General features: G+C 65.7%; 15 protein-coding genes and 2 pseudogenes. 2 read left to right on the top strand and 15 right to left on the bottom strand.

Going from position 1 to position 12,610, the window contains the following annotated elements; genetic code table 11:
* Positions 1-336 precede the first annotated feature (336 nt).
* Positions 337-549 (top strand): hypothetical protein, encoded by a 213-nt coding sequence (locus Atro_RS24200; RefSeq protein WP_497928051.1) that lies wholly within the window; start codon positions 337-339, stop codon positions 547-549.
* Between the two features lie 159 nt (positions 550-708).
* Here the strand turns inward: Atro_RS24200 and Atro_RS24195 are convergent, their stop codons facing one another.
* The 15 genes and pseudogenes from Atro_RS24195 to Atro_RS24125 all read right to left on the bottom strand — a co-directional run bounded on the left by Atro_RS24195 (position 709) and on the right by Atro_RS24125 (position 11,845).
* A complete protein-coding gene (locus Atro_RS24195) occupies positions 709-936 on the bottom strand; it encodes a hypothetical protein (RefSeq protein ID WP_497928079.1) in 228 nt (75 codons plus the stop codon).
* 107 nt (positions 937-1,043) lie between these two features.
* Positions 1,044-1,097: pseudogene (locus tag Atro_RS24190) on the bottom strand (hypothetical protein); the annotation flags it as partial.
* Positions 1,098-1,416: 319 nt separating this feature from the next.
* Positions 1,417-1,713, bottom strand: coding sequence for a hypothetical protein (locus tag Atro_RS24185; RefSeq protein ID WP_497928050.1), 297 nt, complete (start codon positions 1,711-1,713; stop codon positions 1,417-1,419).
* A 150-nt stretch (positions 1,714-1,863) separates the two neighbouring features.
* Positions 1,864-2,451: a S49 family peptidase gene (locus Atro_RS24180; RefSeq protein WP_497928049.1), complete on the bottom strand. Its 588-nt coding sequence runs from the start codon at positions 2,449-2,451 to the stop codon at positions 1,864-1,866.
* A gap of 11 nt (positions 2,452-2,462) precedes the next feature.
* On the bottom strand, positions 2,463-3,014 hold the full coding sequence (locus tag Atro_RS24175) for a Clp protease/crotonase-like domain-containing protein (RefSeq protein WP_497928048.1): 552 nt from the start codon (positions 3,012-3,014) through the stop codon (positions 2,463-2,465).
* Positions 3,011-4,280: pseudogene (locus Atro_RS24170) on the bottom strand (phage portal protein). The gene Atro_RS24175 and the pseudogene Atro_RS24170 overlap by 4 nt, the downstream one beginning before the upstream one ends.
* Positions 4,281-4,282: 2 nt before the next feature.
* Positions 4,283-4,459, bottom strand: a complete 177-nt coding sequence (locus Atro_RS24165; protein ID WP_497928047.1) for a hypothetical protein — start codon at positions 4,457-4,459, stop codon at positions 4,283-4,285.
* Entirely contained in the window at positions 4,456-6,279 is a 1,824-nt protein-coding gene (locus Atro_RS24160; RefSeq protein ID WP_497928046.1) for a terminase large subunit, read from the bottom strand. The genes Atro_RS24165 and Atro_RS24160 overlap by 4 nt, the downstream gene beginning before the upstream one ends.
* The gene (locus Atro_RS24155) at positions 6,242-6,772 is read right to left on the bottom strand and encodes a phage terminase small subunit P27 family (RefSeq protein WP_497928045.1); all 531 of its coding nucleotides are present in this window, start codon (positions 6,770-6,772) and stop codon (positions 6,242-6,244) included. Before Atro_RS24155 ends, Atro_RS24160 begins: the two co-directional genes overlap by 38 nt.
* A 128-nt stretch (positions 6,773-6,900) precedes the next feature.
* Positions 6,901-7,275 (bottom strand): HNH endonuclease, encoded by a 375-nt coding sequence (locus Atro_RS24150; protein WP_497928044.1) that lies wholly within the window; start codon positions 7,273-7,275, stop codon positions 6,901-6,903.
* Positions 7,256-7,594 (bottom strand): phage holin family protein, encoded by a 339-nt coding sequence (locus Atro_RS24145; protein ID WP_497928043.1) that lies wholly within the window; start codon positions 7,592-7,594, stop codon positions 7,256-7,258. Before Atro_RS24145 ends, Atro_RS24150 begins: the two co-directional genes overlap by 20 nt.
* 621 nt (positions 7,595-8,215) lie before the next feature.
* Positions 8,216-8,578: a PA0613 family protein gene (locus Atro_RS24140; RefSeq protein ID WP_497928042.1), complete on the bottom strand. Its 363-nt coding sequence runs from the start codon at positions 8,576-8,578 to the stop codon at positions 8,216-8,218.
* Positions 8,575-10,782, bottom strand: coding sequence for a VapE domain-containing protein (locus tag Atro_RS24135; RefSeq protein WP_497928041.1), 2,208 nt, complete (start codon positions 10,780-10,782; stop codon positions 8,575-8,577). Before Atro_RS24135 ends, Atro_RS24140 begins: the two co-directional genes overlap by 4 nt.
* The gene (locus Atro_RS24130) at positions 10,775-11,317 is read right to left on the bottom strand and encodes a hypothetical protein (RefSeq protein ID WP_497928040.1); all 543 of its coding nucleotides are present in this window, start codon (positions 11,315-11,317) and stop codon (positions 10,775-10,777) included. Before Atro_RS24130 ends, Atro_RS24135 begins: the two co-directional genes overlap by 8 nt.
* Positions 11,318-11,641: 324 nt before the next feature.
* Entirely contained in the window at positions 11,642-11,845 is a 204-nt protein-coding gene (locus Atro_RS24125) for a Cro/CI family transcriptional regulator (protein ID WP_497928039.1), read from the bottom strand.
* A 99-nt stretch (positions 11,846-11,944) separates the two neighbouring features.
* Between Atro_RS24125 and Atro_RS24120 the strand changes: the two genes are divergently transcribed.
* The gene (locus Atro_RS24120; RefSeq protein WP_497928038.1) at positions 11,945-12,598 is read left to right on the top strand and encodes an XRE family transcriptional regulator; all 654 of its coding nucleotides are present in this window, start codon (positions 11,945-11,947) and stop codon (positions 12,596-12,598) included.
* The last annotated feature ends 12 nt before the right edge of the window (positions 12,599-12,610 follow it).

Here is a 12,610-nt window from a genome sequence, read left to right as displayed (position 1 = left end):
CTGAACTCATGGGCGGTGGCAGCCTGCATCAGCAGCCAGCTGCGCGCGCCGCGTAGGCGTCCAGGTCGGCGCCGGCCTTATAGCGGATACGCAGCACGCCGGGCGGGCGACCGTCTGGGAAGTGCAGGAAGCTCTCTCGGCGCCGCGCTGCAGGAAGCGGGCAACTGTCAATGGAGTGACTGTTGCCGTCCGCCTGCACTCTCCGACCGACAGCACCTCGCTGGCCTGGCCCACATCGAGGCATGGCGGAATCGTAGTGCTCCGGCCAATCCTCCTCGTACTCGGCTTCGCGGATCGCGGCGCCGTGCGGCCTCGGCCTGAGCGGTGATGCCGGGGATGATGATCTGCTCGATCAGCACCTGCTGCAGTCGGCGGATCGAGGCGGCACTGCTCGGCCACCTGCTCCAGGGTCAGCACCGGCGCCCCGGTGTAGGCGATCCGCCGGGCCATCAGGGCTTCTCGTCGTCGGCGGCGCTCGACAACCGCCGGATCGGCCGGCGCCGGCACTTCGGCCTGGCGGGGGTCGCCTTGGCCTTGGTCGGCGGCTGACCGGGTTTGGTGGCCACGCCGCCGTCGATCAGCGCCTGGCCTGCTCGCGGCGTGAAGCCGGCAATCTCGCCGGCGCTGTAGCCGCGCCAGGACTTGGTGAGGTGACAGGGGTCAGCTTGCTCATGGGCAATCAGGGAAGCGGAAGGATGCGCCCCGCACTCAGGCGGAGCGCGGAATCACATGCCGGTGCCCAGGTGACGCCGGTACCGACCGCGACGGACTCGACGTGGCGCGGCCGAAGTCGTGCTTGGCGATCACGCGCACCAGGGTCTGGTCGCGCTGGAAGGCGCTGACCCAGTTGCCCTCGCCGTCCTTGTAGGAGGCTTCCTGGCTGAAGCTGATGACCAGGTCTCCCCCCGCCGATGTAGCAGTCGGCGAAGTTGACAAAGTAGATCTCCGACTCGTTGGGCCGACGCCCAGGTTGGTCGGGATCTGGTGGTCAGCGCGAACGGGTAGCCCTTGAGCCTGCCCTGGTCGATTTCCGGGTAGGCCTTGTTGCCGTTGCCGTCACGCAGCGTCTGCAGCCAGCGGATGGTGCGCGGCGCCATGAGCCAGCCACAGGCGGACAGGTCGACGTTGGCCGCCTCGAGGCGCAGCATCAGCCGCCGAGGAACAGGTCGATATCCGCCAGGGCGGTGCCAACGGGCATTGGCACCAGTTACCGCGGCGCCAGTATCGCAGGCCCTTGGCAGTACGCCGGAGCGTCGGCACGGATGAAGTGCAGGTCCTCGGACAGACCCATGCTGACGGTCAGGTCGCTGGCCACCTGCTGATCGACCCGCGGGTTGACGCCGGAGAAGGCCGCAGATCGTGGAGATCGGCACGATGGCGGCCGCCTTCTTCGCCGACAGCTTGAGGCGGAGAAGGTCATGCGGTCAGCGGGATGTCGTCTCGGTACCGACGTAGCCGACACTGGTGTTGCCGTGATGCGCGCAGGGTCAGGTTGCCGTTGTTCAGCGGCAGGCTGACGGCGCCCATGCGCGTACCACGGACTTCGGCCGCAGGCCTCGATGACCGGTGGCGAAGTTCTCGGGACCAGCACGCCGCCGGCGCCGGCGGTGACGGTGGACAGGGCCATGGCACGTCGGCGGAGTAGCCGCCCTGCTGGGCCATCTGCGCGGCCTGCTGCTGGTTGCCCTGGGCCGCGGCCAGCAGGCGCACCATCTGGGCCATCTTGCGCCGGCCACGGCTTGGCGCGTAGGGCCTTCGATGCGCCGGCCGGCGGGCCGGCGATGCCCTGGGCGCTCTCGACGACCGGCACGGCGGCAGCCGCGGCGGCGCGCTCGGCAATCTCGGCGCGGCCGATCTTGTCGGTCAGGGCATTGATCCGGATTCCAGCTCGGCGAACTGAGCCAGCTGCTCGGCGCTGAGCGTCTCGCCGCCGGCTTCGAGCTTGGCCAGGGCCTGCAGCTCGTCGTTGAGCTTGGCGCGTTCGCTGCGCAGTTGAAGTACAAGGACATGCGTGCCTCCTGGGCATGAAAAAGCCCCACGGGCGGGCTGGTTGACTGCCGCGAACGCGGTCAGAGTCGGATTGGATGTCGAGCGCGGCGGCACGCAGGCCGATGCGACCGCCCTGGCGGGTGGAGCGGCTGAGGGCGACCGCCCGGGACAGGTCGTCGACGGCGTCCTGCGGGCTCTGCAGGCGGTCGGCCAGGCGGCGGCGATGCCCGCCTTGCCGCGGAACAGGCCGGCCTCGGTGGCGATCACCCGCTCGACCGGCAGGCCGCGATACTCGGCCACGGCGCTGACGAACAGCTGGTAGCTCTCCTGCACCAGGTCATGCAGGTACTGCAGCGACTGGTCGCTGAGCGGCTCGTGCGGGCTGAGGTCGTTCTTGTGGGCGCCGGCGAACACGGTGGTGACCTTCACCCCCATGTTCTCCTCCATCTTGGAGCGGTCCATGTGGCTGGCGATCACCCGATGGAGCCGACGCCGCTGGTCTGGCTGACCACCAGCTCACTGCAGGCGCTGCCGATCAGGTAGCGCCGCTGTAGGCCATGTAGTTGACGATGCCGGTGATGGGCTTCTGCCGGCCAGGGCGCGGATATCGGCGGCCAGCTCGAAGGCTCCGGTGGCGGCGCCGCCGGGGTGTCGATGTCCAGCACGATATGCTCGACCAGCGGGTCGGCGACCGCCTGGCGCAGTTGCTGCCGCAGGCCTTCGTAACTGGTCATGGTCTCGCAGGCGTTGATGTGGCTGCCGCGGCTGACCAGCACGCCGTGCACCGGCAGCACCTCGACGCCTGTCTTGGCGATGGCGGCGCGGCGCTGCTCCTCAGCGACGGCCAGGCGCTCGGCATAGCTGTCGTCGTCCTCCATCAGCTTGGCGTTGCCGGCGGCGCCGATGTTGACGATGTTGAGGTTCATCGCCTGGTTTGCCCAGCGCACCCCCAGATCGAGCATGTCGGGCGCGACCAGTAGCGGCTGGTTGAACAGCAGGCTGGACGTGCGCAGGTAGTGTTTCATTGCGCCAGGATCCTCTCGATTTCGCGCTGCTGCAGCTCGAGCTGCGCCCGCGTGTTGGGGTTGGTCAGGTCGGGCGTACCCTTGCCAGCGTCGACCATATTGAGCGGCTGCAGGTAGATGTCGCCGCCCGTGACCGGGGCATGTTTCTCCAGCCTGCGGATGTCGTTGACGCTCAGCCACCCCACTGGCGGCCGATGGCGTAGGCCTCGTAGCGGCTCTTCTGGTCGCGCGCAGCAGGCCGGACAGGTTGAACTCGATGAAGTGCGTGCGCCGGTCGGCCGGCAGCAGGAAGTCGCGCATCATCGCCTGCTCGTGCCGCTTCACCCAGGGCAGCAGGCCGAACACCACGAACTGGATCAGCAACTGCTCGATGGTGTTGTAGTTGGCCTTCTCCAAGTCGTTGACCATGGGCAGCGGATCTTGTAGATCGCGCCACGTCGACGGCCGTCAGCTTGAGGACGCCGACGATCTCGGCATCGACGTTGGTCATGGAGATCGGCTTGAAGGTCATGCCTTCCTGCAGCAGGGCCACCTTCTTGGCGTTGTCCATGCCGCCGTACTTGCTGCCCCACTGGTCGAGGATGCGGTCGATGGTGCCCTGGTCCTTGATCGCCGAGGCCTCGCGCGGGCGCTCGATAACACCGGAGACGGCCGCGCCGTTGGCGAAGGACTTGCCGGTGTACTGGCGCACGGCCTGGGCCAGCCCCACCGCGTCGGCATGCAGCTCGATCGGCGACAGGCCGGTGTAGTGGTTGCCGCTGATCCAGCGCACATGGTGGATCTGCCGCATCGGCAGACGCTCGGCAAAGCTGCCGACCTGGTAGTAGGGCAGCAGGTCGGCGCCCTTGCAGACCACCACCTTGTCGTTGAGCAGCGGCCAGAGGCCGATGACGTTTCCGTCGCCGCGGCGCTCGATCAGGCTGAAGGCATTGCCACGCAGGCCGGCGGCCATCTGCAGGCACTCGCGCAGCTCGTAGGGCGTCTGGAAGCCATTGGGCTGGTAGCGCAGCACGTCGTACAGCGGATGGTTGATGGCCGCCTCGCGCTGGCCGTTGTCCTGCCGGCGGTACAGCTCCAGCGGCAGCTGGGCGACGCTCTCGGCCAGCAGGGTGACGCAGTTCTGCAGGATCGGCAGGGCCAGGGCGCTGTCCGGGTGACGGTAACGCCGGCACTGGTGCGGCCGCTACCGATCAGGCCACGCCAGAATCCGCTGTCCGGATTGGTCAGCGTGCCCTGCCCGGCGCCCAGCAGGCTGGAAAAGAACATGCTCAGCCTCCCCGCTTGAGGTGCGCCACGGCCTGGTCGGCCCGCCAGGCCCAGGCCAGCAAGCCAACTCCGGCCACGATGAAGGCCAAGGGCAGATGGAACAGGGCCACGCCGAACACCAGCAGGCCGAAGCCGGCCAGCCCGGCGAGCCAGGACAGCAGCACCAGTACGATTGTCATATGCCTACGCCCTCGTCGTAGATGGAGGAGCCGCCGTCGCCCGCGGCCGAGCCGCTGACGCCGGTGGCCATGAGTGCCGCCACGATGCCGTCGATGCGGCCGATGGCCTTGACCTTGTCGACCTTGCGGTTGCCCGCCGGATCGGAAACGGTGACGGCGTTGCCGGCATTCCAGGTCAGCACCGGGTTGCCGTCGTGACGCAGGGTCTCGACCTCGGGCGCCTCGCTGGCCAGCAGCTGGTAGTCGTCCGGGTCCAGGTCGATGATTTCGCCCTCGGGCTCGGGCGCTTGGCCGAGCAGGCGGCGCTCGAACTCGTCGACCGCCGGGCCCATGTCCTTGAAGCCCTGGCCGAAGCCGACCATCTCCGGCAGGACGATGTCGTGCTCGCTCATCAGCTCGCGCAGGTCCTCGATCCGCCAGCGGTCGTAGGCGATCTGACGCACCTCGAAGTAGTCGCAGATGGTCTGCAGCCGGCGCAAAACGTGCAGCTTGCTGATCGCCCGCCCGGGCGTGGTTTCCAGGTGCTTGTCCTTGATCCAGACGCTGTAGGGCACCTTGTCCCGCCGCTCGCGCTCCTCGAGCTGATGGTCGGGAATCCAGAAGTACGGCAGCAGCCGCCAGTGCGGATCGGCGGCCGTCGGGTAGAACAGCAGGACGAAGGATGTCAGGTCGGTGGTGCTCGACAGGTCGAGGCCGGCCACCGCCGGGCGGTTGCGCAGCACCCGCATGGGCACGCGCTCCTCGGCCTGGCTCCAGACGTCCCAGCTGATCCAGGGGGAATCGGCCTGCGTCCACTCGCAGAAGTTGAGGCGCCGGACCACCGCTTCCTTGGCGGGCAGGCCGCGCGCCTCTTGCACCTGCTCGCGCAGGTACTTGCGCCCGGGGATGCCGTCGGTCTGGCCCTCGAGGATGAAGTCCAGCGAGGGGTTGACCTTCGGCCAGCAGGCCTCGTCCTTGAACGGGTCGTCGCCTTCGTCAAGCGAGCAGATGAAGGCGAACAGGGTGTCGTTGTCCTCCTGGCCAGCACAGACGCGCACGCCCAGGTCGTGATACTGGCCGCAGACGGTCTTCTTGTCCGAGCCGCTGTTGGTGATCATCACGATCATCGCGCGGCGTCGGAACTTGGTGCCGGCGCGCATCATGTTCACGGCACTGGCCGTCTTGTGTTCGTGCAGCTCGTCGAGCAGGCCGATGTGCGGACGCGGGCCGGACTGGCCTTCGTCGGAGCTGATCGGCCGAAAGAAGCTGTTGGTGTTCGGGTAGAACAGGTTCCAGACTTTCTCGTCTCGGCCAGACTGCACCAAGCGGCTCTGCAGCGCCTTGGACATGTTGACCATGCTCACCGCGTCGCGGAACAGGATCTGCGCTTGGTCTTTCTTGGTCGCCGCCGCGTAGATCTCGGCGCGCTGCTCACCGTCGGCCATCAGCCCGTACAGGCCGATGCCGGCCACCAGCGGAGACTTTCCCGACCCTTTGCCGGTCTCGATGTAGGCCGTGCGGAAGCGGCGGTAGCCGTCGTCTGTGTACCAGCCGAACAGGCTGCCGACCACGAAGGCCTGCCAGGGCGCGAGGATGAAGGGCAACCCCTCGTAGTCGCCGCCGTTGAGGCAGAGCACGTCCTCGAAGAAGCCCATGGCCCGGTCGGCCGCCTCCTGGTTCCAGACCAGCCCGCGCAGGGCGCCGGCCTCCAGGTCGCGCAGGTGCCGACGGCAGGCGTTGCGCACGTCCGGACCGGCGACGATCTTGCCGGCCAGCACGGCCTGGGCGAAGGCGCTGACCCGATCAGGAGAAGTATCGGTCTGCGGCGTCTCGTGGCTCATGGGGGAACAGCTCACCCTGGGGCGCGGCAGGCTTGAGCCCCCGACGCGCTAGCGGCGTGAACCCGAACTGGCGACCAATATCATCGGCCCGGCGCTGGGCGTCGTTGCGCAGCTTGCGCCAGATGGAGAGATCCTTGGCGCCTGTGCGGTATGTCTGCACATCACCACCGCGCGGCGTCAGCGCGCTGTTATTGAACTCGCGAATCAGCAAGGTGAACCGGCGATACTCGGTCACCGCCTCGCAGTACTGCGCCAGAGCTTGGCCATCCAGGCGAGAAACCAAGCCCAGCGTGAGCAGATCCTCAATCAGCCGATCCCATTCACGACTGGCATCCTCATCCAACCAATCGGGCTTGTCTGGCGCAGCTACTGGAACCGCTGGATTGGCGGCCTCATCTTGCAGCTCATGGAGATTGCGCTTGCTCCGATTGCCGGTCAGCAGATGGACTACCGCCGGTTTCGGCGGGCGGCCAGAATTCGAATTCCCAGCCATAAGAACACCTCAGATTTCATGTAGGGACACCTTTATCCGGAAAGGGGGCACCCCCATTTTTCCCGGCGTTGCGAGAAGACTTCAGGGCGCGGTCTAGAACGGAAAGGGTCTGAAGTTTTTCACCCCCCCTACCCCTGGCGGTTCCAGTGGTGGCGAGGATCGAGCGGCCTGCCGTCAGCGCTGCAGCCGGCCAAGCGCCCAGACTTCTCCAGGCGCTGCTTGACCGAGTCGTGGCAGTGCTTGCACAGCGACTGCCAGTTGTCCCGCGACCAGAACAACCGCCAAGCCTCGGCGATCTGCGCAGGATCACCGCTCGCCTTCGCCTCGGTCAGACGCGGCGGCTGCTTGTGGTCGACGACCGAAGCCGGCACGGGCCGCGCCTCGGTGCTGCACATCGAGCAGCAGGGATGCCGGCGCAGGTGATCCTCCCGAGCCAGCTGCCAGCGATAGCCGTAGCCCCGCGAGGCTGACGTGCCGCGCCGGTCAGGCCCGCGAGTCGACATCACCCAGCCCCGCCCGCTTCGCCAGCCAGCGCGCATACAGCGCCCCGGCGATATCCGCCCCCAGCAGACCGACCACAATGCCGATGCCGCCGGAGATCCACACATCACCGATCAGCGAGTGCGCGATGAACAGCGACGCCATGCCGAACAGCGCAGACGACCCAAACCGCAACAGCACTCGCTTGACGATCTCGCCGACCGCCACGCCGGCGGCATCCGCCTGGCGCATCTCGCCGACCAGACCGGCTACCGCAATCAGGAGCAGCATCCAGGTGGGCAAATCAGCCAGTGACGGCTGGACTCCTTGCTCGACCGCCATGCCGGTCCTCCTCGAAGAAAAAAGCCCGCAGGGGGAGCGGGCAAGAGCGACCAGGCCGGCCGCAGTGATAGGTGCCGGCTGACGCCGGCGTGGTGCAGGTGACCAGGGCGGGGAACCCCACAGCACCGGGAGAAAATAAAAACCCGGCGCGATGGCCGGGTTTGCTGGATCGGGTGGAGCCGCTTGCTGTGCTCGCACCTATACAAGAATGACGACTTTTTACCCCTCGATTCGCATGGCAGCAATCCCTTTTCGCTGCCATCCCATCAATATCCCTGTTACGTCCGCTGAACATCCTTGGTACGTCGTAAATTCTCCCTATTGGATTTCAGCTTTTTCCTTCCCTGCCCTGTATGACTCACCTTAAAAAAACAGGCTAGACGCTATAACACATTGAATTTATTAGCCTTGTACTACTGTCCTACCTGTCCTCATGATTTATCGCGTATAGGGCTAAAGAATGCTGCGCGTAATGCGCGCATTCACTATGCGCGCCCACCTGCGCGGGTGCGTTGCAGGTGGGACAGTGGGACAACGCCAGAAACCACGCAGCCCGCAGGCGGCCCGCCAGCGAAAACGCTAGCGGGACAAGGCAAGGCAGCCGGACAGCGACAGGCAGACTCACGCCGCCATCCTCTTCCGCAGCTCGGCCAAGATATTTCGATGCGCCGTATCCAGCGCGCGGTAATAGGCATCGATGCGCGGATAGCCCAGCGCACTGGCCTTTTGAGCCACCGTGCTCAACGGATCACCACGGTAATGCTCGTGCACCAGGCGGAACAGGTCATAGCGCAAACCGTTGACCACCAGATCTACCTGGGCCAGGTCATCATCCATCAGCACCCGGCTCCCTCGGGTACCCCGGATCAGCTCGCCCCGGCAGTCCATCAGCATGGCGATCAGGTTGCCGCCGCCGAAGCCGCCCGCATAACCATCCACCTGCTCGCCCCAGCGCTTGAGCACGTCGTCGATAGACTTGATCAAAACGGCGTCTCCTCCGGCTCGCTGGCGACCTTCCAGCTGGCCGGCCGCTGGTAACCCCACGGCCGAACACCGCTGCGCGTCGACGCTGGCAGCCGCTTACGCCGCCAGCCCAAGCGATGCATGATGTGCCCCACCCGCATCTGCTCCGGCTTGCCCCAGTGCCCGTAGTCCAGGTTCAGCGCGCCGCGCAACACCTGGTCGCCGGTGACGGCTTCGCCCCTCGACGGATCTTCCAGCCACTCCCGGATCGGGTGCTCCCACTGGTCCACCGTGTAGCGGGCATCCTGCTCCTCGGCGAACTGGTCGGCCTCGCCCCGCTCAACCCACCAGCCCTCGCCGGCCTGGAAGCGGAACATCGCCTCGGCCCACAACTGGTCGCGAAGCTCCCGCAGCGCTTCCAGCTCCACCTTCTGACAGGTCACCGGCCAGTAACGACGGTTGCCGGTGGTGTCCTTCAGGTACTCCTCCTGGTTGGTCGTGCCGGCGAAAACACACTGGCGTGGCACGTCCAGCACCCGGCGGCCGTAGCTCTCCCGGTAGGTATCGACGGACGCCGAGAAGAACTGCTTGGCCCGGGTCGACTCGGCCTTGTTGAAGCTGTCCAGCTCGCCGAGCTCGACGATCCACTTGCCGCGGATCACCTGGAAGCCGTCCTTGTCGCCCAGGTTGAACGGCGTATCCATGAACCACTCGCCGCCCAGGACCGACAGCGCCGTGGACTTGCCCGCACCCTGCGCGCCCTCGAGGATCAGCACCGCATCCGCCTTGCAGCCCGGCCTCATCACCCGCGCCACGGCCGAGATCAGCCAGCGCTTGCCCACCTTCATGCTGTAGGGCGACAGCGGCACGCCGAAGATCAGATGCAGCCAGCTCTCCAGACGCGCCACCCGGTCCCATTCCAGCCCCTGCAGATACTCCCGCACCGGGTGGAAGGCATGGTCGTTGGCGACCACGCTGACCGCCTCGACCACGCTGGGCGCCTTCACCCGCAGGTTGTACTGCTCGGCCAGCCACATCACCACGCGCGCATCGTCCAGGTCGCTCCACTCTCCCACTCCGCCGCCATAGGGCGGCGAACGGCGCTTCACGATCTTCGAACTGAAGGCGTTGTAGGCGATCACCCCGGCCCAGCGCTCGTCATTGCCCAGGATCAGGGCCACATTGAAGGCATGGGCGATCAAGGCGCCGGACTCGCTGCGCTGCAGCTTGTCCTTCCAGCCGCCGGCCGCCGGCGGACGAACCACCGCCAGCACCTGCCGGCGCACCGTTTCCAGCCCCTCGACGACGTGCAGATCGTTGAAGTCGGTCCACTTCTCCTCGCGCCTGGCGCCGAACACCGGCACCACCACCTGGCCGCCGAGGATGGTGGCGGCGTTCGTGGCCTTCTCCACGCCCGGATTCCACGGCTCGCCGTTCGGGCGGGTGGTCTTCCAGTCGTCGTCGGCGCAGAAGATCAGCGGCCGGCCGGGGAACTGCTCCCGCAGCGTCTTGCCCACCGGCAGCAGGTTGCCGGCGTCGAAGGTGATCGCCACGGCACAGCCGGTCGCCATGTGCAGGCTTGCGCCGGTGGCGTAACCCTCGCACAACAAGAGCGGCTCGCCCGGCTCCGGGTGCGGGCCGATCAGATGGAACGCCCCCTCCTTCGCCATGCCGGCCGGCCAGTAGGTCTTGTCGCGGCCCAACTGTTCCTGCTTCTGCGGGTAGATCACCTGCAGCCCGGCCAGCTCGCCGCGGGCGGTACGCATCGGCACCAGGACGGCCCCGCTCCTCGGCGCATAGCGCACCCCGAAGCCGACCACCTGCTTGCGTTGCAGATAGGCGCTCGCGCCCTTCTCCGCCATCCTTGGCCACAAGGCCGCTGCCCGCCTGGCCGCGCGCCGCGCAGCGTGCCGTTGCGCCTCCGCGGCCCGGCGCTTGGCCTCCTCCTGGCGGGCGCGCATCAGCTCGCGCTCCTCGTCGGTCAGCCGCACGCCCTTGATCTTGATCTTCTCCGACGCCCCCAGACGCCAGTTGCCGTAGGCGCCGAAGACCAGCGTCTCGCCCTGCTCGGTCCGGTACTCGTGGACGATGTACCAGCCCGTGCGGGCCTTGCCCTTGTCGCCCTCGGCCTTCACCCGGGTCAGCTTGCCGAAACAAAGCGGCAGCTCGACCTCCAGGCCGAACTGCCGGAACTGCTCCAGAACGTCGTCCATGCGCTCAACCATGAGAGGCCTCCGCTCCCTGGTTGCTCATATGGACATGCAGCGCTCGGCGCCACAGGCCAACCCCCACCCGTACAATGCGGGCCGCGAGCTTGCGGGCTTCGCCCAGCTCCTGCGCATCGATCTTTCCATCGGAGATATGCGAGGCCACCGTCTGCGCGGCGTCTGCAGCCGTGTGCAGCACCTCACCGGCGCCGGCCACCAGCAAGGTCACCTCAGCCTCCTCCTCATAGGGAGCGGTGCTGAACCACTGCGAGTCGCCGAGTTCTGCATGGAAGCTATCCAGCACGATCGCACGCCCCTCGGGGCTCACATAGCGCAGAAAGTCCATCAGCTCGATGGTATTGAGGTTATGGCCTGGGTGGCCTGCGTCGAACTTGTGCGCCATGGTCGTCGGATTGCGGTTGAAGGCATAGGCAAAGCCCGTCACTCCACCGCGGCACATCGACTCATTGCGGGAAACGAGATAGAGCGCATCCGGCAGGGTCATCACCTCCCGGTCAAGGCGCTCGAATTGATCGGCGAACGAACGTCGCATTGGCATTTACTCCCCGATGCTGCCAGTGCCACGCCCCGCCTGCTCTGATACAGTCGCGCCGTGGTCACTCGCAAGCGTGGTCACATTTGGCAGGCGACGGTTCTATGGTGGAGATGCCGCCTGCTCCCGAGCGACGGGTAGAAGCTCCTGCTGCCACCCGTCGTGACAGCCAGCCCCTCTGTGGTGGAGAAGCTGGCAACCCAGGGCATCCGTGCCCTGGTGGATGTGGATGGCATGCCGTTGGTACGTGGTGTGCTCGGTGGCATGCCAACCACATCGCCCGGAGCCCTTGTGGTGAGGACGCTGGGCAGGCCGGGCGGCTGGTTAGGCCGCCTGGTTTTTATCAGGACTGCAAGATCCTGCAGAGTCGCCTACTAGGAGCTTCCCACCAGACAAAATCTGAAGCTGATACTGCCTCATTTGCGGAACACGTTCGCCCCACTGGGAAACAGCGGCGGGCGATATGCCAAGCGCAGCAGCAAGCTTTGACTTACACCCAAAGTAGGCTACGGCGTCAGTTATGAGCATGTTTTTACCTCCTTAAGCCTTGCCCAAAATTTAAGAGCATTTAAAAAATCATTGCAACCACAAAAGCAAACTTAACCTAACATTGGTTAAGCTCTCTTAATGCAAACAATCTCAGAACGCATCGCTTACGCGATCACCACATGCGGCAAAAAGCCAGGCGATTTAGCCAAGGAAATTGGTATTTCCGCAGCTCGCATCAGCCAGCTCAAAGACGGCATTGGCAGTGTTAAGGCTGAGCACCTTTTCCCCCTGGCTAGAGCAACCAACGTCTCAGCCCAGTGGCTTGCAGAGGGCACGGGAGAGCAGAGGCACAATGTCACCGATACCGATTACGCCTTGATCCCGCAGCACACAGCGAAAGGCTCGGCCGGCAATGGCCATATGAATGACCACGTCGAGGTAAAGGGAAGCCTGGTCTTCAAGCGCGATTGGCTAAAACGCATGGGCCTCAAGGAAGGCAACTTGAGCGTGTTCTACGCCAGCGGCTTCAGCATGGCCCCCACGATAGATGATGGAGATGTGGTGCTGCTCGATGAAAGCCAGACCACTCCCCAGAACCGACATATCTACGCTATTCGTCGGCCAGATGGCGAACTGATCATCAAGCGCCTGATCCTGACAATGACCAATGGCTGGGTCATCCGCAGCGACAACGAAGACAAACGCCAATACCCTGACGAAATCGCCACCGACACCGAAGTCGGCCATCTACAGATCATCGGCCGCATTGTCTGGCATGGCGGCGCTCTATAACCCCCCTTGCAG

The sequence above is a fragment of the Azotobacter tropicalis genome (assembly GCF_059739045.1).
This window is presented reverse-complemented; position numbering and strand designations above follow the sequence as displayed.